Here is a 24,310-nt window from a genome sequence, read left to right as displayed (position 1 = left end):
AATCCCGTCGTTCGCGAGCGAGCAGCCGCTATCGACAATCGGAGGTCGGCACACACTTGTAGGATCAGCCAATTGGAAGCGAGTAGATGGTCGATATCGCCACGCTCGGAACCGTTGCCGTGGCCGGACTCGCAAGCCTCTTCATGGCCTGGGCAATCGGTGCCGGCTCGAGTGGCTCCACTCCGTTCGCACCCGCCGTCGGAGCGAATGCGATTTCGGTAATGCGAGCCGGATTTCTCGTCGGCTTGCTCGGTTTCAGCGGCGCAGTCCTTCAGGGAGCAAACGTTTCCGAAGCAGTCGGCACCGAGCTGATCGGCGGGGTGACGCTGTCGTCGATTGCAGCTACCATGGCCCTCCTGATCGCGGCCGCCCTCGTCGCAATCGGTATCTTCACTGGTTATCCGATCGCGACCGCATTTACCGTAACCGGGGCAGTCATCGGTGTCGGCCTCGCCATGGGTGGCACCCCGGCGTGGGCCAAGTACACCGAGATAGCTTCGCTGTGGATCCTCACACCGTTCGTCGGTGGCGGGATCGCCTACGCCGTCGCCCGGTTACTGCGAGCCGACTGGATCTCTGAGGCGTACTTTATCGTTGTCCTGGCCGGACTCGTCGGCGGGATCATTGCCAACATCAAATTCGCGATCCTCGGACCGCCGGAGGCCGGAGGCGCCTCGGTCGCCCAGGTCTCGAGCGGATTGCTCCCCGGTTCGGAAACCGTCGGCATCGTCGCCGCGACGCTTGCGATCGCGGCCGTCTGGTCGATCCTGATCGGGTTCGACCTCAGCAACGGCCTCGAGCGCGGCGAGCGACATTTCCTGCTCGTGCTCGGTAGCCTCGTCGCCTTCTCCGCCGGCGGCAGTCAGGTCGGACTGGCGATTGGCCCACTGATCCCCCTCTCGGGCGAACTCGAATTGCCGCTGCTCGCGATGCTCGTCGGAGGGGGCTTCGGCCTCCTTCTCGGATCGTGGACCGGCGCACCGCGAATGATCAAGGCGATTTCCCAGGACTACTCCTCGCTTGGTCCACGGCGGTCGATCGCTGCGCTCATCCCCTCGTTCATCATCGCACAGGCGGCGGTCTTCTACGGGATTCCCGTTTCGTTCAACGAGATCATCGTCAGCGCGATCATCGGCAGCGGCTACGCTGCAGCCGGTGGCGGGGTCAGCGCTCGAAAAATGGGCTTTACCGTCCTCGCGTGGATCGGCTCGCTCACCGGTTCGGTCCTCGTCGCCTACGTCGGCTACACTGCCATCGACGCGATCGCGCTCTGAGCCGGCTGACATCGAACGGTCTTTACACGGTGGGTCGTGAATTCGACTATGGACGAGGACACCGTCGACCGCACTGGAGACGGAGAGAGCGACGAGACGATCCAGTGGCGACGGGACGCCAGTACGTCCCGAACCGTCCGGCTCCTGTGGTCGTTCGGCGTCGGCACCTTCTTCGCCGCGATCGGCATCGTCATCTGCTGGCGTCTCTACCGGCTGGCCGGCGAGGCCGCCGGTGAGGTCGGTCGGAGCGCCGTCCTCGCTCTCATTGCAGCCCTCGCAGCGACTGTCCTCGCGCTCGCCATCGCCGACGACACCGAGCGCCACCTCACGCGACTCACTGGGTCGATCTCCATCGACGTTCCGTCGGGAGTGCGCCTGGATCGAGCGATGGACGCCGCAGTCGGCACCGTCGCGATGGCCGCGATCATTGGCGTGCTGATGGGAGTCGGGCGATACGTCTCCCAGAACGAACTGCTGGCCGTCGGCGCGGGTCCCTTCACGGGACTGGCGGCACTGTTTCTCCCCTTTGCGCTGGTCGCGCTCGTCCTGGCATCGTTCTTGCAGTCGGTCGGGATGCTCGACCGGTCAGAGGGGACGATATACCTCTACGAGCCGAAGCAGCGGGTCGACCTTGCGGTGATTACCGACGTTTCGATCCGACGGCTCGGCGACGCCGCCATCCTAAATCTCAGGTACGCGCAACCGGACGGCCAGTACGTTCAGGGACCGCGGAGAATCGTCGTCCCGCCCGCGGTCGCACGCGACGTCGCCGCACTGGTCGACGCGGACAGCTGAGTTCCTCGACTTACGTATCGTTTTCGTCGATCTCGAGGGCGGGTGCGCCGCCTTCCTCGTCCGTATCGGGTTCTTCGTCAACGATTTCGAGTTTCCGAAGGCGGGCCTTCATGATCCTGGTGTTTTCGACGGTTTCGACGGTGATGCGGACGCCGTCGTAGGTGATTTCCTCTCCTTCCTCGACGAGGCGTCCCGCGCGGTTGAAGATGAAGCCAGCGATGGTTTCGAACTCCTGTCCTTCCGGGAGGTCGATCTCGAGCGCCTCGTTGACGTCCTCGATGTTGACCTCGCCCCGGACGAGGACGGTGTCTGCGTCGATTTCCTCGATCGGTTGTTCCTCGCCGCCTTCCAGGATCTCACCGACAATCTCCTCGATCATGTCCTCCATCGTCACCAGCCCCTCCGTGGTGCCGAACTCGTCGATGACGATCGCCATGTGCATCCGGTTTTCCCGCATTTCGGAGAGCAGTTCGTCGACGTTCTTCGACTCCGGCACGTGTAGCGTGGGCTGGATGAGGTCACCGAGTTCGAGTTCGTTCCCCCCGGTCTCGCCGTAGTTGAGATCGCGAACGAGATCACGGATGTGAACGACGCCCTGGACGTTGTCGAGGCTCCCCTCGTAAACCGGGACGCGAGCGTGGCCGCTCTGAATGCAGGTTTCGATCGCTTCATCGATGCCGGCGTCTTTCGGCACCGCCGTCATGTCAAGTCGTGGCGTCATGACTTCCTTGACGATCGTGTTGTTGAACCGGAAAATACGCTGCAGCATCTCGTGTTCATCTTCCTCTAAGACGCCCTCGCGCTCGCCGGATTCGATCATCTCCTGGATTTCGTCGCGAGTGACGTACGGCGTCTCGATCGCCCCCGTCGATCCGGTGAGCCGGTTGATCTGGCGCGTGAGATAATCGAAGAGGATGACCAGGGGGTACATCAGTCGCTCCGCGGCTTTCAACGGTCCTGCGACGCGGATGGACCACGACTCGGCGTTTTCGACGGCGTAGGACTTGGGCGCGCTCTCGCCGAACAGGAGGACGATCGCGGTAATCCCAAACGTCGCGAACAACACGGCCGTCAGGCCGCCGAAGTAGAGCGCGAGCAAGGCCGTCGCGATAGACGACATCGCGATGTTGACGATGTTGTTTCCGACGAGGATCGTCACGAGCAACCGATGCGGGTCCGCCTTCAGCGACTTCACTCGCTGTGCACCCGGGATGCCGTCCTCGACCATTCCGTCGACGCGATGTTTGGGGATGGAAAACAGCGCTATCTCGGACGACGAGAAGAACCCGGAGAGAGCGACGAGAACGACAAGGGCGAATGCACCGAGGATCGTCACCACCGACTGATCGATCTCGAGGCCCACCACCGGGATCTCGTACAGGACCAACATAACCTCGGGGGATGGAGACGGCGCCATTGATATACTGGGTTATAGCTGAATCGGTTAACAGTTTCCCATTTGTGGATTGGAAACGGCGATCACCGCCGGTCCAGACTTACTACGGTCAACACTGCCGGTCACGGCCGTTCACAGCTTTCACTGCCGACGCCGACCTATTACGGCCATCCCCGCCGGCGACGACACGGTTTTCCGCTCGTTTCCCGTACGCGTGAGCATGAGCGAGACTGCCGACCCACCGATCACGTTCTACCGGCTGCAGGGGTGTCCGTTTTGCGAGCGCGTTACCCGATTGCTCGACGAGTACGACCTCGGCTATCGATCCCGGTTCGTCGAACCGATGCACTCGAAGCGAAACGTCGTCAAACGCACTGCTGGCGTCCGTACCGTCCCCGTCATCGTCGACGGGAACACCGGCGTCACGATGGCGGAAAGCGCCAACATCGTGAGCTACCTCGAGTCGACGTACGGTGAAGGAGACCGGCCCGACGGGGCCACGGCGAATGCAGGGGGTGACGACTGATGCCCGACTTCGAGGTCGTCGATCTCGGCCCGACCGACCATCCCGAACCCGGCGAAGAAGCTCCCGAATTCACCCGCCCGCTCGTCACTGCCGAGTTCTGGGAGGACCGAACGCTCTCGGATCTCGTCGACGAGGCGGATGGGCGGACGATCCTCGTCTTCACGCCGATGACCGGCTCGTTCGTCGCGAAATACGTCTGGGACGAACTCGCAGAGAGGAACTGGGACGAACGTGCGGCTCGTGTCGTCGGCGTCACGGCCTCGACACCGTACGGCGTCAAGCGATTCCTCGCGGACAACGACCTCCCCTTCCAGTTTTTCACCGATCCGAGCAACGAGGTCGCAGCGTCGTACGGCATCGATCACGCGCTCGACGGTATGACCGGACTCAGTGAACCGCGCGTCGCCTTCTTCGCGCTCGGTGACGATCGCACCGTCGAGGGCGCATGGGTCGCCACCGACTGGCCCGAGTTCCCTGACTACGACGATCTCGAGTCGGAACTCGGACTCGCGTAACGGGCGACTCGGTCGGAACACCCGACAGCTTTTTGCTCCGTATCAGACGATGTCGAACCAAATGAGCGAACTAGACCGCGCGGCGGACGCGATAGATACGGGGTCTCTCGTCGTTTACCCGACAGAGACGGTCTACGGTCTCGGCGCGGCGGCACTCGACTCCGACGCAGTCGGTCGCGTCTACGAGGTGAAAGAGCGTGACCGATCGAAACCCATCTCGTTTGCCGTTCCGTCGGTCCCGTCGGCACTGCAGTACGTTCGCGCGACCGACCGTGAGCGGCGGTTTATGGCCTCGTTCCTTCCGGGGCCCGTGACTGTCCTCTGTCGTCGTCGTGAAGCCGTCCCGGACGAGCTCACGGCGGGCCGCGGCCGCGTCGGTGTCCGCGTGCCCGATCACGACCTCGCGCTCGCGCTCTGTGAGCGCGCCGGCACGCCGGTCACCGCGACGAGCGCGAACGTAAGCGGCCGAGAGAGCGCCCGTACCCTCGCAGCCGTCGATCCCGAAATCAGAGAAGCCACCGAAGTCGTCCTCGACGGAGGCGAAACCCCCGGCAGCGAAAGCACCGTCGTCGACGTCTCGGCGGGGACGATCCACAGACGCGGCGCGCTGGCCGACGAGATAGAGAGGTGGCTCGAGCGCCACTAGCGCTTTGGATCGTGGACGGAATCAAAACTCCGAGCTGAGACGCCACTAGAGCCCCAGTAGCGATCGCAAGGTTCTCGTTTTCACCCCGCAGTCGGCCACGAACTCGCACGCGTCGCACTTCGAGCGGTTGGTCGTCCGGGCCGGCGGCCCGTCCAGTTCTCGGACCGTCCGAAGTGCGTTGCGAAACTGCGCTTTCCGCCGGGTCGTAAGCTCGAGCGATCGAATCACGCCATAGGCCGGATACTCGAGCCAGGCTCGCTCGACTCGCTCGCCGCGTTGCCAGGCCAGCGCCTTTGCGGCCGCGACCGCGTGAACCGACTGCGGCTCCCAGACCCCGGTATCCGGTGGTTCGCCGGACGAAATTAATACCGGCTCGAGCGGGTTTCCGAGGACCTTGTGGACGATACCCCGGCAGTGTTTGCCGGCCGCGAACACCCCCCGGTCGCTCGGATTGCAGAGACGGTCCCAGTGGCCCGCAGCTTCGAGTCGCCGTCGGGTCGACGTCAACCGATCGCGGTACCGGGTCGGAGGGATGGCGATCGGCTCGCGCTCGAGGGCGGCCGGCGGTGCCTCGAGTAACTCCTCGTACCGGGTTGCGAGCACGCGGATGGCGTCGACTTCGGATGGTGGCTCGCGGTCCTCGTCCGGCAGCGTCCGCTGATAGTAACACTTCCGCGGGCAGTACGCGGCGGTCCGGAGATCGCTAAACGAAACCTGCGTTCGGGTCACGGGCCGTCTGGCCGCGCCCCGATATAAGAAGTCTCGCTCAGCCATCGAAGCAACGCGTCACCGGGAGGCCAGGTGGACGCGCTGCGGCTTCAGTTCGAGGAAGGTATTCGCGATCAAAGCCTCTGCAGTACGAGCGTACTTGTCCCGAGCGCTCGCCTCGCTCGCCCTCGGCCTTTTCCATCGATGTTTTTGACCGGATTCGAGCGAACACAGTGAGCGAGGACCCGCTGAAAAGGTCGTTAGAAATCCACCTCGGTTTCCATCCCCTCGGTCGCGTCCTCGAGTCCGTCTTCACGGACGTCGGTCGTCATGCGCTCGGAGAGTTCGGCGTCCGCGAGGATGCTGTCGAATTCATCGCGGTAGCGGTCGTTCGCGGCTCGGGACTGGTCTTCCGCCTGTGCGACGCGGCGGTACCGGCGGATCTGGGCTTCGCTGACGTCGTACTCGTCGGCCAACGTCGCATCGTCCTCCTCGCGGTCGCGAATCGCCGCGAGGTCGACCTCGTCTGCATCCTCCTCGCCGACGAGGTGCAGCGACAGTCGAGCCACGAAGACCTCGTCCGGTTCGACCCCCAACCCCCCGGCGATCGCCGCGTCGTCCCGGTCGTCGTAGAACTCCCTGGCGACCGTTATCAGTTCGTCATCGGAGAGGTCCGTGTCGAACGCGTAGCGCTCGCGCATCTGCGTGACGACGCTCTCGAGGCGTTCCTCGTCGGTTCGCTCGTCGCGCTCGAGGGAGCCGCGGGTGTCCTCTTGCGATTCGGTGATCGTGTCTTCGCCGTCGGTAACGCTAGTGAAGATATCCCTGAGTTCTTCGGTTTTGTCTTTCATGGGTGGACACTCCCGATGGGTGGCTATTTAAGCCTGTTGCCAGCTTAGATCGGTGTGACATCCTCGCCCGCCGTAAACGGCGAGACTTCCAACACGGTTGGATTCCGGTCCTGCCACCGATGTAGCAAGCCCGGTGAGGTTTCAGTCCGTGTACGCCGTGAGTCTCATCTGCGAGTGTTTCTCGCTCGTCTCACGGTGGACTGTGGCGCTGTCACGCGCGCTCCCATCCCGAGGCGAGTCATTGCCTGTCGGTTCCCAAGACAGGCTCTCTCCCCACGGGTCAACACGGCCAGCGATATTCGCCGCCGCGTTCAGATCGGCGTGGAACACTGTTATGTGGCAATCATCGTTCGTACACCGAAAGTCGTCGCCGTTACGACTCCCGATGTGGCCACAGGCGTGGCACGTCTGGCTGGTGTACTCCGGTCGGATGTATTCGACCGAGATTCCAGCCTCCCGCGCTTTGTCCTCGATACGGCCCTGCAATCGGGCGAACGCCCATGCGTGGAGTCGTCGGTTCATGTACGAACCGTAGTCCAGCGACTCGCGGATGTACGTCAGATTCTCCATCACGATTACCGGCTTCTCGAATTGTCGGGCGTACTCGACGGCCTGCCGAGACACCTTCTCGACAATATCAGTGAGCGCGTTCTGGTAGTGGCCGAACCGCTCGTCAATCCGCCACTCGGCGGCGTCTCGCTCTTGGAGTCGTTTCAGGGTGGTGTGCATCTCTTTCCGCAGATGCCGCGCTCGATTGCCACTGACGATGATCGGCTCCCGTGGCACGTCGCGTTTCAGGGCACAGCCCGTAATCAACGCGCTCTCACCAACGTCGAAGCCGATGTACGTCGGGTCGTTCGGCTCTGCCTGTTCGATCTCGTGCTTGACGGTGACGTGCAACTCCCACGACGTTCGGTGTCGTTGGAGTCGGATTTCGCCGGGTTCTGCTCCGTCATCGCTCAACAGGTCGGCCCACAGCGATTCCTGTTCGGGATTGATCTGAAGTGGTATCCAGAAATTCGTCCCGCGACCGGGTTGGGGAACCTGCCAGACGTAGCCATACTCGCGCTCGTCGGAGTAGTCGAACGTCGCGGCACGGTTGACGAGCCGAAGCGGATGCTCGTCGTCCAACTCCGAGGCGTCGTAGGTATCCCGAAGTTTTGGGACGTAGGATTTGAGCGCGTCTTTGGCCTGATACGGCAGGTCGTAGGGCGTCACAAGGTCGTTGACCGCAGACATTGTATCGGCCCCGGCGTCGAAGGCGTCGTGCAGTGCCTCACGATATGTGTCCAGCAGACGCGACAGACGTTGCTCTTTGCCCGCCGTGGGTAGAGCGAGCGTAGCCTGAAGCGTCTTCGTCACCGGATCGGACACACGACGGAGTACACACTAAACACACTTATGCGCATCGAACACACAGATGCAGGTGATGATACGGAAGAATATCACCATCACAGAGGAACAGGCCGAGTGGATAGACGAGAATCACATCAACCTGTCGAGTCTCGTCAGAGAGTGTATCGACAACAAACGAGAGGAATCCGGCAATGCCGACTGACAGCAGATGCGTCTAAGAGTGACGCGATTCCCGCCCGGCCTGAAGGCCGGGATTCCCTCGCTGTTTGAAGATGCGTCACGTTCGAGCAGTCTTTCGGGGCGTCCATGTGGCATTTTAACCGGTTTCTAAGCTATCGAGTCGGCTGGTTTCGTACAGCCGGTAGCGCCGGGTCGGGGAGCGTGATTCTGCGTGTCATAGCCGCGTGAGACAGCTTCATCGCCGGCACCGGCTGCTTCTGGGGCTCGATTCTTGCTCCACCGAGGCGAAGACAGACGGGCGCATCCGCCTCGAGGACCACCACATTCCTTCACATCCGACTCCGACCAGTGACGTACTGATCTCGCTGAAAGCGTGTGCGGATCATCACTATAACCGGTCCGAAATTCGTTTGATCGTGGCCGGTGCATCGATACGTCCAGCCCCGAATCCGGACGTTGCCTTGCCGAGCAACTCGGCCGCCCCCATTTCGATTGCCTGTTCGATGCGACGGGGGGAGGGTTGGGGCACGCTCGCGTAGTAGACGCATCCTTACCAGCGTCATCGTACGTATTACTCGTAATGATTTGAATTGATAACCTTAACTTATTTATAATTCTATATGGTGATAAAAAATACCATCAGAGAAATAAAATGGTGTCATCCAATCATCGGATACTATACTACCGCCGATTGTACATGCGGCTGCTAAGATATCGACAATCCCCTCCAAATCTATAAGATTTTACTATATTTCCCCCGAAATACCATGTTGCTGAGTATATTAACCGTTGTCGATAAAACAATAAAAAGCGAACATCTGACATGGGCGGTGAATGGTAGATGGAGTCATATCGTGCTCAATCTGCCCGATTTTCAACAAGTGACAGTAAGTCATTCCACCTGTTTTGAATTTCCAGCAACGACATCATGGATCGTAGTATCTTAAGCGGTATCCTTTCCGTCTCGGCGAGCAAGTTCGTTGCGCTCATCGTTGGGCTCCTCTCGAAACCCGTTCTCGCTCGATTGCTCGGTCCGGAGCAGTTTGGCGAGTACGCGACGGTAATGGCCGTTCAGGCGATATTCATGATCTTCGTGAGCGCTGGGATCTCCGACGGCGTTCGAAAGTACCTCGCCGAAGATCGCGATGGAGACAGGTGGAAAGCGTCAGTCATCGGGTTCTATCTTCGGACCGCGACTGGTCTCGCTATCGGCGGGACAATCGTCCTCGCGTGTGCGACATATAGTGATTTTTTCGCTACCGTGTTTAGCTCTCGGTTCTCACGGTATTTTTACGTCCTCATCGCGCTCGTGATCACGGCACAGTATTGGGAGTTCGCGCGGAAATCGCTCATGGGGTTCGGTCTCGAGCGGTATTCCGAACCGCTGAAAATTCTCTATTCGGTTTCCTTTCCGCTCGTCGCATTGCCCCTAATTGCTGCTGGATACGGTGTTATCGGTGCGATCATCGGCCAGATTGTCGCAACGGGGCTAGCTGCGATCGGTGGGCTAACTGTACTTCACAACCGCAAATCCCTCAAGAACGTCTTTCGTCGACCCCCAGAGGGGTTCCCTCGGAGGGAGATGCTGACCTTCAACTCGCTGTCGATCGCCCTTATTTTCCTCCTTATGTCGCTGTATCACGTCGACATTCTCATGTTACAGGCATGGGTCGGAGGTGATGAGGTTGGATATTACAAAGCCGCACTAGAATTCGCAGAGTTCCTCTGGTTCGTCCCTATCGTATTCCAGACGGTCTTTGTTCATTCGACGGCCGAGCTGTGGTCGAACGGAAAAACAGAACAAATATCGCTGCTGGCCGCAAAGACGACGAGATACACGTTCTTGCTCACTGCAGTGATGAGTATCGGGATAGCCTCCCTCGCATCAGAGGTCATCCCTGCTTACTGGAGATACGGAATGGAACCTGTTGGTCCGTTGCTCCTGTTGCTTCCCGGGTCGCTTGGTTTTGCACTCGCTCGTCCGATACTTGCAATCAGTCAGGGCAACGGCGAGTTGCGGTACCCAATCGCGGCAACTGGTGTTGCTGCGGTTGTCAACCTCTTGCTCAACCTGATATTGATCCCTCGGTACGGGATGCAAGGGGCTGCCGTTGCGACGAGCATAGGATACACATCGATGGTCGTCCTCCACGTCTGGAGTGCACGGAAAATTGGCTTCGATCCGCTCGCCGATGCGCGCGTCGGCCGTATTACACTCGCATCACTCATCACAGCCGTACCGATATTCGGACTCGCATCGGCTATTACTTCCGTAATCACGGTTCCGTACGTTGGCACGCTTCCGGTTTCGATCCTTGTTGTCCCGCCACTCGGACTCGGAATCTTTCTCCTCGTTGCGATTAGTGTCCGCGCGATTGGGGCCCTTGAGATACTCGAGATTCTTACGGAGTTCCCGGATCCAATCGGCGCACTGGCGAATACGCTCTGCAAGCATCTCCGCCGGCTCAAGGTCGAGACTGGGGTTGGCGAGTTTTTTCGTCCGTGATCGCTTGTTCGACCCGATCGGGATGGGACAAATCACGGAGCTCGACACCACGACCCGGCGTCGTTGCCGCTGTTGGATAGACGTTTCTCAGAAGGGGTAGTTCGAGCGGTAGACGTCGCTCTGAAGGGGTCTTTCGGATACCAGGTTCACCATTTCAAACGAGTTCCCAACTGACAGGTGAACCGTTTATTTCTCGAACAGGTGTCAGTTGTGGGGAAATTCGTTCGAAACAGGATCGATAGTGACGTACAGCCGGTAGCGCCGGGTCGGGGAGCGTGATTCTGCGTGTCGTAGTCGCGTGAGACAGCTCCATCCCCGGCACTGACTGCTATCGGGGCTCGATTCTTGCTCCACCGAGGCGAAGACAGACAGGCGCATCCGCCTCGAGGTCCATCGCCTCGCTCCGGCAATCGCCACTCTGAATACCATCGACCAAGTCGAGAATCAAATCGAACATGGTCAACTATTATAAACTCGAAATTTGAGGAAAATTTTCGCAAGACAGCGTTGGGGAAGCCTGACGGACGGTGTGATAAGAATTAAGTTACAGCCCTGCCCCTCATTGGACATGAGCGCCTTAGCACAGTCGGACGTGGCGAGGGAGACGTACTGGGGGATCACCAGCGTCGAGTACGCGGTGTTCTACCTCCTTGCGTTTACCGCCATCGCCGTTTTCGTTTACGGCGTCTACCAGCGGTTCGCACGCTACGCCGACGGCGACGACGACTCGTTCGCTCGACTCGACGATCTTCCTGACCGAATCGTACGCAGCGCAAAAATCGTTCTCTCGAACGAGAAACAGTTCAATAGGGATCTCTACGGCGGCCTGATGCACTCGTTTATTATGTGGGGATTCTTGACGCTGTTGATCGCGACCATAATTATCGGGTTCGATCAGTACGCCTTCCAGAAGATCCTCCACAGGACGTTCTGGGAAGGGGACTTCTATCTCGCCTACTCGTTCGTCGTCGACGCGATGGGACTGCTGTTCGTCGTCGGCATCGGAATGGCGATGTACCGGCGCTACTGGGTGCGCAATCACCGCCTCTGGGATCGACACACCTCCGTCGAGGACGACCTCTTCATCTGGACGCTGTTCGCGCTGGGCGCCGGCGGCTTCCTGCTCGAGGGACTGCGCGTCTACAGCGCCGGCATCCCCGACCACGAAGTCGTCAGCTTCGTCGCCTACGGGATGGCGCTCGGCTTCGATGCGATCGGACTCTCGACGCTCGGCGCACAACAGGCCGGGCTCAACGGCGCCGGATTCAACGTCGAGAACCTCCACTGGCTCGCCTGGTGGACCCACTCGCTGATCGCCTTTTTCTTCATCGCCTGGATTCCGTACGCCAAGCCGTTCCACATGATCTCCTCATTCGCGAACGTCGTCACGCGTGACGAGAAAGCCGGCCGGCGCCTGCCGAACGTCCCCTCGGATCTCGACGCGACCAACGCCGAATCCATCGACGACTTCACCTGGAAGGAAATCCTCGACCAGGACGCCTGTACCAAGTGCGGTCGGTGTTCTCGGTCTGTCCCGCCAAGGCCTCAGACCGCCCACTGACCCGCAACGTCATCCTCGACCTGAAATCCTACCGCGAAGACCTCGAGGCCGGCGGCGATGACCAACCCATCATCGCCGACGGCGGAACGTCCGTCATCAACACGGAGACGATGGAGTCCTGCATGGCCTGCATGGCCTGCATGGACGCCTGCCCCGTCGAAATCGAGCACCTCAAGAGCTTCACGCGGCTCAACCGCCAGATGACCGACCAGGGCGACGTCCCCCCCAGCATGCAGGACGTCTTCCAGAACGTCATGCAAAACGGCAACACCTTCGGCGAATCACCCCGAAACCGCGGCGACTGGACCGACGAACTCGAGTTCGACGTCACCGACGCCCGCGAGGAGGAAGTCGACTACCTCTGGTACGTCGGCGACTTCCCGAGCTACGACGCGCGAAACAAGCAGGTCGCCCGCTCGCTGGCGACCATCCTGAAGGAAGCCGACGTCAGCTTCGGCATCCTCTTCGACGACGAGAAGTTCGACGGCAACGACATCCGCCGCGTCGGCGAGGAACTGCTCTACGTCGAACTGGCCGGCCACCACGTCGAAACCTGGGAGGACTGCGAGTTCGACACGATCGTCTGTACCGACCCGCACTCGTACAACACCTTCAAAAACGAATACCCCGAACTCAACTTCGACGAGTTCTCGGACGACCCGATGATGCCGTTCGACTACGACGACCAGTGGAACGACGACGGCGACATCGACGTCCTCCACTGGACCCAGGCCGTCGAAGAACTCGTCACCGAGGGCAGACTCGACCTTACCGGCACCGAACTCGATTATACGGTCACCTACCACGACCCGTGTCACCTCGGCCGCTACAACGACGAGTACGAGGCCCCACGCGAACTCATCACGGCGACGGGCTGTACGCTCGACGAAATGCCGCGCAACCGCAGCAATTCGTTCTGCTGTGGTGGCGGCGGCGGCGGCCTCTGGATGGACTTCGAAGAAGAACCCAAACCCAGCGAAGAACGCATTCGCGAGGCCTTAGAGGACACCGACGCCGGCAGTGGCGTCGAAAAATTCGTCGTCGCCTGTCCGATGTGCATGACGATGTACGAAGACGGCCGCAAAACCGGCGGCTACGAAGACGAAATCGAAATCGTCGACGTCGCCGAACTCATCGTCGAAGCGATCGAGAAGGAAGACGAGGCGAAGATCGAAGTCGCTGCGGACTAACGGAGAACCGGTCTCGGTAGTTTTTTCGCCGTTTTGGACGTCGATCTTCGACGCCACATATCCGTTCGACGAGGAGTGTCGAGACCGGAACGGAATTCATTCCGTTTCGCTATCGTAGATCATGTCGTCGATGTCGTCATCGTCGATGGCATCTCCCGACTCTGCCGTCCTCGAGAGCAGGCCATCGATATCCTCGTCGGAAAGTTCGTCCCACTCGTCGCGAAGCGACTCGATAAACTCAGAGCGGGACTCGTAGACGGAATCGACCAATCGCTCGAGTAGTTCCTGCTGGGTTACCGTGTGACCGGTCTGTGACTCGATCTCGGTCTGTAAATCCTGCAGTCGCCCCTTCGTTCGATCGTCTATTTTTACCGAAGTTATCATACTCGGTGTAAGTGTTTTGATGACCTAAAACTTTTCCTGGTATGCAGCCGACACGATAGACGTAGTGGACGATGGCCTCGGCGGTGCCGGCAGTACAGTACGGCTCTGGGTGTCTGATACCGCCTTTCAGTCCGTGGAACCGGCTCGAGTCGGCGCCTCTCGGGTTGCTCCATCGGCAACGATGCTGGTCTCGTTTGTCTCCTCGACGAACGCGAGAAAATTGTCGAAGACCAGTTTCGCCTCGCTGGCCAGCCGATAGTTCTCCTCGGTAATCTCGCCGAGGACCGACTCGAGGCGTTCGTCGGAGAGTTCTTTCCGGTGGACGAGTTCGCGAGCGGTCTTGCTATCGTACTCGGGATGGAACTGAACGCCGAAGACGCGATCCATTCGGAACCCGTGGTTCGAATACTCGTTACTCGCGAGGGGGGTGGCGCCCGGCGGGAGTTCGACGACCTCGTCGGAGTGGCTGGTGAAGGCGGTGAACGTCTCGTCGATTCCATCGAACAGCCGGGAGTCGCCGGTGTGTTCGATCTCGCTGTACCCGACCTCGTAGACGCCCATATCCGCGACGGTGCCGCCGAGAACGTCGGCAAGTAGCTGGTGGCCCCAGCAGATACCGAGGAAGGGAACACCCCGATCGATCGCTTCGCCGACCCACTCCGCGACCGGCGATATCCAGTCGTCGTCCCAGTAGACCGACGCCCGCGAGCCGGTAACGACGACCCCATCGTACTCGAAAGTGTCGGGAACCGTACCGTCGGTAACATCGAACTCTGCCAGCGACGCGTCGAGTTCGCGCCGGAAGTTCCGCGTCGTGTTTTCGTCCCGATGAGCGGCGTTCAGGACGGCGATACGTAGCTGACTCATTGCACGCTACTGGCAACTCGATAAAAATAGGCCTTGCGCACGGTTGCAACGTTGCCGATATTCGGGACACCCGTGGAAGGGCGGGCGAGCCAGAGGGTGGTGTGGGACCGACGGGAGACACTCGCTTCGGGGCGGATATCAGTCACAGCGTAAATTGGGCCGACGGAAAATCCGCTCTCGAAGACACGACGGTACGATCATCGGAGGTGATAGTTACCGCCTTCGTCCCGGCGGAAGCGCTGGCCCGTGTCGAACCAGCCGTCGGTAAACCGGCCGCGGTCCTCGGCCGCCTCGCGCTCGCTGCCCTCGAGATCAGCGGGTTCGCCACCTTGCTCGTCACCGGTGCTGGACGGAGTTACGTAGCCGTCGGCGACCATCGGTCCCGCAAGCTGGAGACGACCGGTCGCCGCATCCTCGAGGACCGAGTCCTCGCCGTCGATCAGTCGAGCCCGGCAGTCAGGAACCGGACGGCCGACGACGGAGGCGGTGCTGTCGGACTCACCTCGATCTGCGCCAAATCGCTGGCTGAGAGCGGTCGGACACTCTAGACGGCCGTAGGCTCGAGCAACTGTAACGCCGCAGTCGTGATAGGCCGCGACTACGTCGTCGGCGACCGGTCCCTCGCAGACGACGCGCTCGAGCGAATCGACTGCGTTCTCGAAGCCGGATGCGTTCGCAATATCGCGAATCGCCGGTTCGCGTCCAGGGAGAAACGTCGCGTCCGCTTCGGCCATCGCCGTCGCCGCGTCGCCGGGGTCGAACGCACGGTCGAGCAGGAGCGTCCCGCCGACAAAGAGCACCGACAGCGCCACGCGAACGAACCCGTCTGCCGTTGCAAGCGGTAGCGTCAGCGGGACGACGTCGTTCGCGGCGAGCCCCCACGCGACGATGCCTGTGACGCAGTTTCGCTCGAGGGTGTCCGCGGAGTAGCGGGCGACCGGACGCCCCGATACGCCGTGGAGCGCCAGCGGCGAGTGTGTTCTCGCGCGGTCGTCATCGAACGCCACCGGAGCGCGTTCGGTTTCGGTCAGTTCCTCGATCGTCACCGCTCGATCGAACGGGATCGAGCGCACCAGATCGCGCTGGGCAGCCTCGGCGACGACCAGTTCGGGCTCGAGGACGTCGAACGGTCGGTCGACCGAAGCCGGTGTCAGGAGGTGCGAGATCGGCGCGAGGGTCGCACCCAGCCGCCGACACGCGAAAAAGAGGGCGAGCGAAGCGACCCGGTTTCGCGTGACGAGACAGACCGTATCGCCGGGGCCGATCCCCCTCGACGAGAGACGGGCAGCCGTCCGCGTCGCAACCGTCGACAGCCCGTCGTAGGTAATCCGATCTTCGTCGATCGTTTCTGCAGGGGCGTACAGCCGATCCTCGGAGATGTCGACGACCGCCGTTCGGTCCGGGAAGTGCTCCGCTCGACGCGCCAGCGAGAGAGTCACGGTGAACCCTCCCACGCTCGAGTACGTAGTAGACCGGGGGTCAGTCGCAAGCACGGACCTTTCGCCGAACGACTTGGCGGGATAGTGCGTCGCGACCGCTAGTTGACTCGATCCGTCGGGAACGGCTGCGACTGAGCCAGGCGATACCGAGCGTAACTGCGACTCCCGAGTTCGAGCACCGGCCGTCCGTCGACTACGACGAATCCCGCGGGCCGTTCGTCGACTACGACGAATCCCGCGGGCCGTCCGTCCGCTCCTCGAGAAAGCCCAGCAACAGGTCGTTGACCGTCCGCGAGCGCTCGACGAAACAGAGGTGTCCCGCCCCCTCGAGTTCGACGAACTCGCCACGCGGCAGCCCTTGCGCCAGCGCTTCTCCTGTCGCAGGCGAGACCAGTTCGTCCCCGCCGCCGTGGATCACCCGTGTCGGCTGGGTCACCTCGACCAGCCAGTCGGTCGCGTCGAATCCCTCGAGCGCTTCGACCTGTGCCGTCCAGCCCGCTCGATCGGCATCTCCGTCGGCCCGCCAATCCGCGATGCCGTCGCAAACGTCGGGCTGGGCCTCGAGAAAGTCTTCGGAGAGTCCTGCCTCGAGCGACGACCGAAGCGCCGCTCGATCGTCCGGCGGCGCGAAAAGCGCCTCGAGGTCGAACGCGCTTCCCCGAGGTGCAGTTCCGAACAGTGTCAACGTCTCGACGCGTCTCGAGGTCCGGGCCGCCGCGAGCGCAATCGCCCCGCCGAGACCGCACCCGACGAGGTGGGCGTTGCGGATATCGCAGTCTCCAAGCACCGCCTCGAGGTCGGCGACGAGCGTCTCGAGGTCGTAGGGGCCGACGGGGGCGTCCGAGCGTCCCGTCCCCCGGAGATCCCAGACGACGACGTCGTAGGGTCCGGCGAGTGCGGCGTGTTGCCAGCCCCAGAGCCAGCCACCGAGGCCTGCTTCGGAGACGAACACGACGGGTGCTCCCTCGCCGTCGCGATCGTAGTACAGCGAGACGGTCCCGTTCGATGCGGTTGGCATGGGTGACTCGAGGGGACGAACGCCGAAAGAAGCGAGGGATTTCGATCGAGTCGACGATCACTGGACGGAAGCGTGGAGTCGACAGAGGAGTAGAGTCGAGTCTACCGTCGCCCGACGGAGGGGTGACGGTACGTCGACGGACGCCGGAACGACGATCCGCTCGAGCCGAACGAGTCAGCCGTTCAGGCGTTCAGGCGTTCAAAATCGGACTCAGGCATTCAGGATCTGTCGCAAGACATCAGGGGCGTCCTCGAGTGCGTCATCGAGATCTTCAACGTTTGGGCCGCCGCCCTGTGCGAAGTCCGGTGGGCCGCCGCCACCGCCGCCGACCCGGTCGGCGAGTTCGCCGACGACCTCGCCCGCGTTGACGCCGACGCCATCCGGAACGGCGACGACGAACTGTGCCCCGTTCTCACCGCTGCCAAGCACCGCAATCGTGTCCTCCCTGACGAGGGCGTTGGCGGTCGCGCGCAGTTCGTCCATGTCGGCGTCGATCCGGTCGACGACGGCGGTCGTGTCGCCGACCTCGACTTCCTCGCCGCCGCCACCGCCGCCGGCGCGGGCCTCTGCGAGCTGTTCCGTCAGGTCCTCGATCTCCTTGCCTCGCGCTTTCCACTCTTCGAAGAACCGTTCGGCGGTCTCGGGAACCGCTTCGGGCGAGACGTCGAGGATCTCGGCCGCTTCGTAGAGCGCGTCCTCCGTCTCCTGGGTCGCGTCGATCGCCGCCTCGCCGGCGGCGAACGTGATGCGCTCGACGCCGTCCTGAACGCGCTCCGTGTTGAGTACCTTGATCGAACCGATATCGCCGGTTCGAGCGACGTGGGTCCCACCGCAGGCCTGTACGTCTTCGTCGACGTGGATCAGCCGGATCTGCTCGCCCGGCGGAATGCCGCCCTGATAGAGGTCGAAGCCGTGGTCGGCTTCCGCATCGTGTCTGTCGGGCCATTCCTGACTAACCGCGGTGTTGTTCATGACGATCGCGTTGGCCCGATCCTCGATGGTTTTGACATCCTCGCGGGAGATTCGGTCGTAGTGGCGGAGATCGATTCTGGAACTCTCGACGCCCTTCTGGGCACCGGCCTGCCTGATGTGTTCGCCGAGTACCTGGCGCGCTGAGTGAATAACGATGTGGGTCGCCGTGTGGTGGCGCATGAGCTGGCGTCTTCGCTCCCCGTCGATCTGTCCGTTGACCAGGTCACCCTTCCCCGGTTTCTCGTCGGTCCGATGGAGGATGACGCCGTCGACGATCTGGACGTCTTCGACTTCGACCGTCGTGTCGTCGGTCGAAAGCGTTCCCCTGTCAGACGGCTGGCCACCGCCTTCGGGGTAGAACATCGTCTGATCGAGAACGACGTCGTAGCCGTCCTCGCGTTCGAAAACGTCGAGGACGACTGCCTCGAACTGGGTTCGGTCCTGATCGTCGTAGTAGAGTTTCTCCGTCTCCGGGAGGTCGTCGAATCGCTCGGCGTCGCCTTCTTCGGTGCCCGTGACCGCCTCCGGCGTCTCGTGACGTTTCGCGACGAGGCTGTAGAAGTCGTCCGGCACGTCGACGTCTGCGCCGGTTTCCTCGGCTATCTCCGCAACCATATCCGGCTGAATGCCGTGAGAATCGTAGAGTTCGATCAGTTCGTCGGTCGGAACCGGCTCGCCTTTCTTCGCGTACTCCTCGGCCAGGGTTTCGACCCGGCGACCGCCGCGTTCGAGCGTTTCGCGGTACTTTTCGACCTCGGTGCGGACGATGTCGCGGATCGTATCGCGGTTTTCGTATCCCAGGCGTTCGGCCTGCATATCGACGAGTTCGTCGAGCGGCGCGTCGACGCCGGCGGTGTCACAGAGGCGTTTGGTCCGCCGGAGAACCATCCGCGCGAGGTAGCCCGTCCCGACGTTCGAGGGGACGATGCCGTCTCCGAGCATGTACGCGAGCGTCCGGCAGTGGTCTGCGATCGCGTAGATGTCCTCGAGCGGCTCCATCAGATCCTCGAGATCGCCAGCGTCGACGCCGAGTTCGGCGGCTATCTCGCCGCGTGCGGTCTCCATATCCTCGGCCTCGTCGATGTCCATGTGGCCCGCGAGTTTCGCGGCCCGATGGATGAGTTCCTCCTGCTCGTCGGTATGCTCGAGCCCCGCGTTATCCTTCAAAAAGGCAATCATGTCCGGATATACCGCCTCGTAGACGGTCGGTGTTCCCTGCGAGACCCAGGTCCATCGCTCGAGTCCGTAGCCGGTATCGACGATGTACGTGTCCATCGGGCTGTAGCGGTTCCCGTCTTTCATCTCGTACTCGCCGTCGGAGTCCTGTTCGAGGGACATGAAAACGAGCGTCGCGAGTTCGACGCCGCGGTAGATGACCTCTATCGCGGGACCGGCGTTCCCGCCGCCGACCCACGGGTCCTCGATGTAGATGACCTCCTCGAGATCGACGCCCAGCGAGTCGAAGAAGCCGTCACAGAGTTCGACGGTGCGATCTTTCCAGTAGACTTCGCCCTCGTACGCGTAGTCGCCGCCCGCGTCTTCGCGGGCGTTGAACGCGTGGTGGGCCATCATTTCGAAGGCCATCGTGTGCCGGCCGGTCTTGCCGACGTTGTCGATGTCCTGCATTCGGATACAGGGTTGTGAGACGCACAGCGGGTTCGCCGGCGGCGGCGTCTCGCCGCTCGTCACCAGCGGCTGGAAGTCGTAGATAGACGCCTGGGTCAGCAGGACGTCGTCGCGCCATCGGTTCGCCGCGACCGGATACGGCTCGATTCGCTCGTGGTCGTTGGCCTCGAAGTAAGAGAGAAAGGCCTCGCGCATCTCCTCGAGACTGTACGACCCCTCGAACCCCGCGTTGTCGATGAAGCCGTACTCTTCGCACGGCGGCTCACCGCAGGTTTCTCTGCGCTGATCTCGCGTCCAGAAGTGAGCGCCGCATTCAATACATTCCTTGCGCTCGAATCCTTCCTCCTCGAAGTACTCGAGGCGGTATTCCTCCGCCAATTCGCTCATTACGCGTCTAGTCACCCTGCAACGTGTAAAACAGTTCCGCAAATCGCCCCGCGAAACCATCGTCAGACGCGGCCGCGATAGCGCCTGAGTCGGCAGATTCTCGACCCGAAACGGGGGCGATCTCATCGATTCGATCCGCCGGAGACGGACCGATCGACCGGCAGCGAAACGAATTCGCGACGGGCATTGGCATGGACGACTCACCGATCGATACATCCAATAAAACCTTTAGGATGGCTCTCTGTCTCCACGTATAGACTGTCGCCACTCTCGACGCAATGACCCAGCCGCCAGCGACCACGCGACCGCGTACGATTCTCTACGTCGCCGCAACCGATGCTGCGGCCAGCGACGGCGCCGCCACGCTCGAGAACGTCGATTCCGGACCCGAGCGCTCGGTCCGGCCGGCGACGACCGTCGAGCGCGTCCGCAACTGGGCCCCCGCGGTCGACTGCGTCGTCTTCGGTGAAACGCCCACGACGGCGGCGGGGTCGAACCTGCTCGAGATAGCCGATGCCTGCGGTTCGACACCGCTCGTTCTCTTTTCCGAATCGACGTACGCGCCACCGGCTGCCCGGTCGACCGACGGCATCGACGGCTACGTTCGCCGCGACACCGACGACGCCGTCGCGCATCTCGCAGACGAGATCGAGTGGGTCTGCAACGATCGAGACGCGACCGACTCGGGGCTCGGCGATACTCGCGAGGACGAACCGATCATCGCCGCAGGGGAAACGTCGGCAGCGACCAGCGGGTCGACGGCCCCGCTGCTCGAGTCGTTCTCCGAGCTGATCGCCTGTCGCGACCGCGACCGGTTCTTCGAATTGCTCGTCGAGGCCGTAGCCGACAGCCTGGAACGCGAGTATTGCTGGCTATCGACGGTCCACTTCGGCGATTTCACCCCGCAAGCGACCGCGTCGGCAGTCCCAGACGACGACCTCGGGACGATGGCTCGGTCCGGCCAACTCGGCGACGCCCTCGGTACGAACGAGGCGATTCGGTTCGACGAAATCGGCGACGACGATGGTCCGGAGCCCCCGCTCGAGGGAGTCGAATCCCTGTGCTGCGTCCCCGTCGGCACCGTCGGAGTATTGCAGGTCGCCGCCGACGAACCGGCGGCGTTCGACGAACGAGACTGCGACCTGCTCGAATCGTGGGGGGCGATCGCCGCCCGATTCCTCGAGCGAGCCGACGCCGAAGCGGCCAACGAGTCGGAACGCGATCGACTGCGGGCGGCGCGAGACCGGTTGCTCGAGACGCGAGACCGGTTGGCGGAAGAACGCGACGCCGTCGCGGCCGACCGCGATCGAATTGCGACCGAGCGCGACCGCTACCGCACGCTCTTCGAAAACGTACCAGAGCCGGCGATCAGGTACGAGATCGATGACGGCCAGCCGATCGTCCGGACGATCAACGACACCTTCACGGAGGTGTTCGGCACCGACCCCGAGTCGGTCGTCGACGGCGTCGTCGACGAGGACACCGTTCCGCCGGGACTCGAGCACCGACGGGCGACGCTGCTCGAATCGCTTCGCTCGGGCGAGCGTCGCCAGCTCGTCTGTCGTCGGGAAACCGTCGACGGCGTCCGCGAGTTCCTGCTCACGCTCGTACCGCTCGAAGCGAACGTCGATGGGAACAGGGGGAGCACTGCAGTCGATAGCGGTTCAGACGGCGACCCCGAAACCAGCACTGGCGACGGAAAGCCCGACGCCCGCAACTCGGAGGGGATGATCGTCTACAGCGACGTGACCGAGGCCAATCGACGCGAGCGACGGTTAGCAGCCGCCGAGTCGCGCCTCGAGACGATCGCTGATCTCGTCGACGACGACGTGCGAAGCCCCCTGAACGTCGCCCGGGGGTACCTCGAGCTCGCCGCCGAGACCGGTGACAGAGAACACTTCGCGGAGGTCGACGACGCTCAGGAACGACTGCGGGAACTGATCGATCAGATCGTCTCGATCGCCCGGCGGGACGCGGTGGTCGTCGAGACCGAACCCGTTGCAATCCACGACGTTGCGCGGCGAGCATGGATCGCCGTCGAAACCGGCGACGCGCGACTCGTCACTCGGAAACCGGAGGATCGCGTCCTCGAGGCGGACAAGACGCGGCTGCGAGAACTGTTCGAACACCTGTTTCAGGCGGTTCTCGACGACGCGGTCGAGAGTAACGACGACCATACCGCGGATGGAGACGACGAAATCGAAGTCGGAAACTCCGCCGGGCGCGAGGAGACGACAGTCGTCTCCGTGGGCTCGACCGACGACGGCTTCTACGTCGCTCGGCACGCACCCGAAACCGACGCCGAAGCCGTCGACAGCGGCCTCGAGGCGAATCCCGTCCCGGATCGACTGGCAGCAGCCGACGGCACCGGCTTCGGGATCGGCACCGTCGAGCGCATCGCCGACGCGCACGGCTGGAACCTCGGCGTCGCGGAGGACGACAGCCGCGTCGCCTTCGCGTTTCGGGGGGTCGACTCTCGCGACGACGAGTGAGTGAGCGATTTCGATGGTGATGTCGACTTCTTTCGTGTTCGGGCTCGAGTCAGTCGTCGGCCACCACGGAGAGGTTACCGATATCGGTCTCGAGGGCTTCGTACACGGGGCCACCATCTCAAGTTTGGTGCTTGTATGGGAATCTCAAGTGGCCAGACATCAGAAAATCCCTGACAGTAATTGGATTTGTAATGACCGAAACGGGATGCGTTCTTTCAGGCAGTTCTACCGAACCCATGTCTGAACGACGCATTCGAATATACGTCGGCCGTCAACCCTGTTATGGAGTTGAATCGCGTGGGTCGATTTCGGCCTGCGTGGTTACTGCGCTGCCTGTTCGAAGCTTGTAACCGAGCACCAGATTCGTGAATGTGAGAACTGCGACTACGGCAAGGATTTTGCTCACTGGATTGAAGCCGGCGATGCCGGTCCCGAGGTTGAACAGGAAGGTGAGCACCAAAAGCAAGAAGAGGAGGCCCATGTCCCGTGTATAAGTAGAGGTTCGGAGGGCGGCGATGCCATACAGTCCGCACCCCAGCACGATGCCAGGGAACATGCCTGGGAGGAAATATGGGGTGTAATCACCCAGTGTGCCGCCGATGACACCAGCAGAGAGACTGATCGAGACGACAGCCATGATTAGATTGGTGATCAGCCCGATCACAGCGAAGATGCCACCAAGGCGTACGAGCCATCGGTTCCGGTCAGCGAGATCACGGTGGAATCCGAGTAGCCCGATGAAACTTGCAGTCCACGCCGCTCCGATGAATGCCTGCCCCACGGTCATGTACTGCTCCTGAGTTCCTGCGGCGAGATTGAACGCTAAAATTGCGGCGTCGGCGGCGAAAATTACGCCTGCAATTGTAAACGCTGTTGCACGCCACGCTTCGATCGCTCCTCCTTGATGTGCGTTCTCACTTGTCATATCAGTACGATTGATCGAATTGTAATAACTTTTTCCTGAAATTCTTTATTGATGAGATATCGTCGCGATTCGAGTACCCTCTATGCCGAGGCGAAGAAGGGGACGTGCCACTATGGCGCCTGTCTCTCGTACGGTTGGTGACGGCTTGCCGAGAAGGTGTCAGGGCGAGCCCGAGAAGACCGTGTGTAGCGGATGGAAACGGTACTCGCGTTCCGTTTAAACGATACATACGATATATCTTCATACGCACGTGTGGCGGTTCCGAAACTCGACGAGAAGTGCCGTAGCCGAGAGAAGGAGCAGAGTACAGTTACGGGGACGTATACTCTACTCCAATCGTTCATAGCAATTCCGTCTGAGATACATCTCCTCGACCAGTTATTCGTCCCCCTCGAGCGCCAGCGACGCCAGCATCGCCTCGAGGTGCAGCCGTCCTTTACACCCTCGGTGATCCGGTAGTCGACCACGCAGAGGCGCTCGAGCAGGCGGACCGTCGCCTGCTCGGGGATGTCAAACACACAGGCCGAGGGTGTGACCGGTCGATTACGTCGCCGCCGACGAGGCCGCGGCGGACGGCGCTAGCTCCGGGACCAACACCGTCGAGCGCAATTGCAACTGTACACGACCGGAGCGTCTGCGTCACGGAGGACGGTAGTCGTGCCACCTTCGCGTTTTGGCTGCCGACGCTCGCGACGA

Annotated in this window: 19 protein-coding genes and 1 pseudogene; 9 read left to right on the top strand and 11 right to left on the bottom strand. The window is 61.7% G+C overall.

Translation table 11 applies throughout. The features are described 5' to 3' along the window. Positions 1-86 precede the first annotated feature (86 nt). Both HYG82_RS34435 and HYG82_RS34430 read left to right on the top strand, forming a co-directional pair. Entirely contained in the window at positions 87-1,274 is a 1,188-nt protein-coding gene (locus tag HYG82_RS34435) for an inorganic phosphate transporter (RefSeq protein WP_179261705.1), read from the top strand. Between the two features lie 48 nt (positions 1,275-1,322). After that, positions 1,323-2,069 carry an LptF/LptG permease family protein gene (locus HYG82_RS34430; RefSeq protein ID WP_179261703.1) on the top strand — a complete coding sequence of 249 codons (747 nt, stop codon included), beginning with the start codon at positions 1,323-1,325 and terminating at the stop codon, positions 2,067-2,069. Between the two features lie 10 nt (positions 2,070-2,079). Here HYG82_RS34430 and HYG82_RS34425 read toward each other — a convergent pair whose 3' ends face one another. Further along, positions 2,080-3,486, bottom strand: coding sequence for a hemolysin family protein (locus tag HYG82_RS34425; RefSeq protein WP_179261701.1), 1,407 nt, complete (start codon positions 3,484-3,486; stop codon positions 2,080-2,082). Positions 3,487-3,685: 199 nt separating this feature from the next. On the opposite strand from HYG82_RS34425, the gene HYG82_RS34420 reads away from it, so the two are divergent. The 3 genes from HYG82_RS34420 to HYG82_RS34410 all read left to right on the top strand — a co-directional run bounded on the left by HYG82_RS34420 (position 3,686) and on the right by HYG82_RS34410 (position 5,152). Then, positions 3,686-3,991 (top strand): glutaredoxin family protein, encoded by a 306-nt coding sequence (locus HYG82_RS34420; RefSeq protein WP_179261699.1) that lies wholly within the window; start codon positions 3,686-3,688, stop codon positions 3,989-3,991. After that, positions 3,991-4,506 (top strand): redoxin domain-containing protein, encoded by a 516-nt coding sequence (locus tag HYG82_RS34415; RefSeq protein ID WP_179261697.1) that lies wholly within the window; start codon positions 3,991-3,993, stop codon positions 4,504-4,506. The genes HYG82_RS34420 and HYG82_RS34415 overlap by 1 nt, the downstream gene beginning before the upstream one ends. A gap of 61 nt (positions 4,507-4,567) precedes the next feature. Then, positions 4,568-5,152 (top strand): L-threonylcarbamoyladenylate synthase, encoded by a 585-nt coding sequence (locus HYG82_RS34410; protein ID WP_179261695.1) that lies wholly within the window; start codon positions 4,568-4,570, stop codon positions 5,150-5,152. Positions 5,153-5,197: 45 nt separating this feature from the next. Here the strand turns inward: HYG82_RS34410 and HYG82_RS34405 are convergent, their stop codons facing one another. The 3 genes from HYG82_RS34405 to HYG82_RS34395 form a co-directional block, all read right to left on the bottom strand. After that, positions 5,198-5,881 (bottom strand): CRISPR-associated protein Cas4, encoded by a 684-nt coding sequence (locus HYG82_RS34405; protein ID WP_179261693.1) that lies wholly within the window; start codon positions 5,879-5,881, stop codon positions 5,198-5,200. Positions 5,882-6,120: 239 nt separating this feature from the next. Further along, positions 6,121-6,711, bottom strand: coding sequence for a conditioned medium-induced protein 4 (locus HYG82_RS34400; protein WP_179261691.1), 591 nt, complete (start codon positions 6,709-6,711; stop codon positions 6,121-6,123). Positions 6,712-6,852: 141 nt separating this feature from the next. Continuing rightward, positions 6,853-8,085: an RNA-guided endonuclease TnpB family protein gene (locus HYG82_RS34395; protein ID WP_179261689.1), complete on the bottom strand. Its 1,233-nt coding sequence runs from the start codon at positions 8,083-8,085 to the stop codon at positions 6,853-6,855. 55 nt (positions 8,086-8,140) lie between these two features. Between HYG82_RS34395 and HYG82_RS44340 the strand changes: the two genes are divergently transcribed. From HYG82_RS44340 to HYG82_RS34385, 3 genes and pseudogenes are all read left to right on the top strand, one after another. Then, positions 8,141-8,269, top strand: a complete 129-nt coding sequence (locus tag HYG82_RS44340; protein WP_284144999.1) for a hypothetical protein — start codon at positions 8,141-8,143, stop codon at positions 8,267-8,269. A gap of 906 nt (positions 8,270-9,175) precedes the next feature. After that, on the top strand, positions 9,176-10,753 hold the full coding sequence (locus HYG82_RS34390) for an oligosaccharide flippase family protein (protein WP_179261687.1): 1,578 nt from the start codon (positions 9,176-9,178) through the stop codon (positions 10,751-10,753). 568 nt (positions 10,754-11,321) lie between these two features. Further along, positions 11,322-13,504 (top strand): annotated as a pseudogene (locus HYG82_RS34385) ((Fe-S)-binding protein). Positions 13,505-13,600: 96 nt separating this feature from the next. On the opposite strand, the gene HYG82_RS34380 reads toward HYG82_RS34385, so the two are convergent. The 6 genes from HYG82_RS34380 to HYG82_RS34355 all read right to left on the bottom strand — a co-directional run bounded on the left by HYG82_RS34380 (position 13,601) and on the right by HYG82_RS34355 (position 20,390). Beyond that, positions 13,601-13,888, bottom strand: coding sequence for a hypothetical protein (locus tag HYG82_RS34380; protein WP_179261685.1), 288 nt, complete (start codon positions 13,886-13,888; stop codon positions 13,601-13,603). Between the two features lie 126 nt (positions 13,889-14,014). Next, complete coding sequence (locus tag HYG82_RS34375; RefSeq protein ID WP_179261683.1) at positions 14,015-14,755, bottom strand: type 1 glutamine amidotransferase; 741 nt, start codon at positions 14,753-14,755, stop codon at positions 14,015-14,017. A 197-nt stretch (positions 14,756-14,952) separates the two neighbouring features. After that, positions 14,953-16,194: an AMP-binding protein gene (locus HYG82_RS34370; RefSeq protein ID WP_179261681.1), complete on the bottom strand. Its 1,242-nt coding sequence runs from the start codon at positions 16,192-16,194 to the stop codon at positions 14,953-14,955. Positions 16,195-16,417: 223 nt separating this feature from the next. Beyond that, positions 16,418-17,212 (bottom strand): alpha/beta fold hydrolase, encoded by a 795-nt coding sequence (locus tag HYG82_RS34365; RefSeq protein WP_179261679.1) that lies wholly within the window; start codon positions 17,210-17,212, stop codon positions 16,418-16,420. A 210-nt stretch (positions 17,213-17,422) separates the two neighbouring features. After that, complete coding sequence (gene alaS, locus HYG82_RS34360; protein ID WP_179261677.1) at positions 17,423-20,197, bottom strand: alanine--tRNA ligase; 2,775 nt, start codon at positions 20,195-20,197, stop codon at positions 17,423-17,425. 7 nt (positions 20,198-20,204) lie between these two features. Beyond that, the gene (locus tag HYG82_RS34355) at positions 20,205-20,390 is read right to left on the bottom strand and encodes a hypothetical protein (protein ID WP_235217696.1); all 186 of its coding nucleotides are present in this window, start codon (positions 20,388-20,390) and stop codon (positions 20,205-20,207) included. An 85-nt stretch (positions 20,391-20,475) separates the two neighbouring features. Here HYG82_RS34355 and HYG82_RS34350 point away from each other — a divergent pair, with 85 nt between their 5' ends. Continuing rightward, positions 20,476-22,689 carry a sensor histidine kinase gene (locus HYG82_RS34350; protein WP_179261674.1) on the top strand — a complete coding sequence of 738 codons (2,214 nt, stop codon included), beginning with the start codon at positions 20,476-20,478 and terminating at the stop codon, positions 22,687-22,689. 280 nt (positions 22,690-22,969) lie between these two features. Here HYG82_RS34350 and HYG82_RS34345 read toward each other — a convergent pair whose 3' ends face one another. Next, on the bottom strand, positions 22,970-23,614 hold the full coding sequence (locus tag HYG82_RS34345; protein ID WP_179261672.1) for a hypothetical protein: 645 nt from the start codon (positions 23,612-23,614) through the stop codon (positions 22,970-22,972). Positions 23,615-24,310 lie beyond the last annotated feature (696 nt).

Origin of the sequence: Natrinema halophilum (genome assembly GCF_013402815.2) — an archaeon.
Classification (GTDB): domain Archaea; phylum Halobacteriota; class Halobacteria; order Halobacteriales; family Natrialbaceae; genus Natrinema; species Natrinema halophilum.
This window is presented reverse-complemented; position numbering and strand designations above follow the sequence as displayed.

What these genes read in the sequence shown, in the direction of transcription:
- HYG82_RS34375 (WP_179261683.1), bottom strand. Translation starts at nt 14,755, where the DNA reads ATGAGTCAGCTACGTATCGCCGTCCTGAACGCCGCTCATCGGGACGAA.
- HYG82_RS34410 (WP_179261695.1), top strand. Translation starts at nt 4,568, where the DNA reads ATGAGCGAACTAGACCGCGCGGCGGACGCGATAGATACGGGGTCTCTC.
- HYG82_RS34435 (WP_179261705.1), top strand. Translation starts at nt 87, where the DNA reads ATGGTCGATATCGCCACGCTCGGAACCGTTGCCGTGGCCGGACTCGCA.
- HYG82_RS34380 (WP_179261685.1), bottom strand. Translation starts at nt 13,888, where the DNA reads ATGATAACTTCGGTAAAAATAGACGATCGAACGAAGGGGCGACTGCAG.
- HYG82_RS34415 (WP_179261697.1), top strand. Translation starts at nt 3,991, where the DNA reads ATGCCCGACTTCGAGGTCGTCGATCTCGGCCCGACCGACCATCCCGAA.
- HYG82_RS34430 (WP_179261703.1), top strand. Translation starts at nt 1,323, where the DNA reads ATGGACGAGGACACCGTCGACCGCACTGGAGACGGAGAGAGCGACGAG.
- HYG82_RS34390 (WP_179261687.1), top strand. Translation starts at nt 9,176, where the DNA reads ATGGATCGTAGTATCTTAAGCGGTATCCTTTCCGTCTCGGCGAGCAAG.
- HYG82_RS34350 (WP_179261674.1), top strand. Translation starts at nt 20,476, where the DNA reads ATGACCCAGCCGCCAGCGACCACGCGACCGCGTACGATTCTCTACGTC.
- HYG82_RS34345 (WP_179261672.1), bottom strand. Translation starts at nt 23,614, where the DNA reads ATGACAAGTGAGAACGCACATCAAGGAGGAGCGATCGAAGCGTGGCGT.
- HYG82_RS34420 (WP_179261699.1), top strand. Translation starts at nt 3,686, where the DNA reads ATGAGCGAGACTGCCGACCCACCGATCACGTTCTACCGGCTGCAGGGG.
- HYG82_RS34400 (WP_179261691.1), bottom strand. Translation starts at nt 6,711, where the DNA reads ATGAAAGACAAAACCGAAGAACTCAGGGATATCTTCACTAGCGTTACC.
- alaS (WP_179261677.1), bottom strand. Translation starts at nt 20,197, where the DNA reads ATGAGCGAATTGGCGGAGGAATACCGCCTCGAGTACTTCGAGGAGGAA.
- HYG82_RS44340 (WP_284144999.1), top strand. Translation starts at nt 8,141, where the DNA reads ATGATACGGAAGAATATCACCATCACAGAGGAACAGGCCGAGTGGATA.
- HYG82_RS34425 (WP_179261701.1), bottom strand. Translation starts at nt 3,486, where the DNA reads ATGGCGCCGTCTCCATCCCCCGAGGTTATGTTGGTCCTGTACGAGATC.
- HYG82_RS34365 (WP_179261679.1), bottom strand. Translation starts at nt 17,212, where the DNA reads ATGCCAACCGCATCGAACGGGACCGTCTCGCTGTACTACGATCGCGAC.
- HYG82_RS34355 (WP_235217696.1), bottom strand. Translation starts at nt 20,390, where the DNA reads ATGCCAATGCCCGTCGCGAATTCGTTTCGCTGCCGGTCGATCGGTCCG.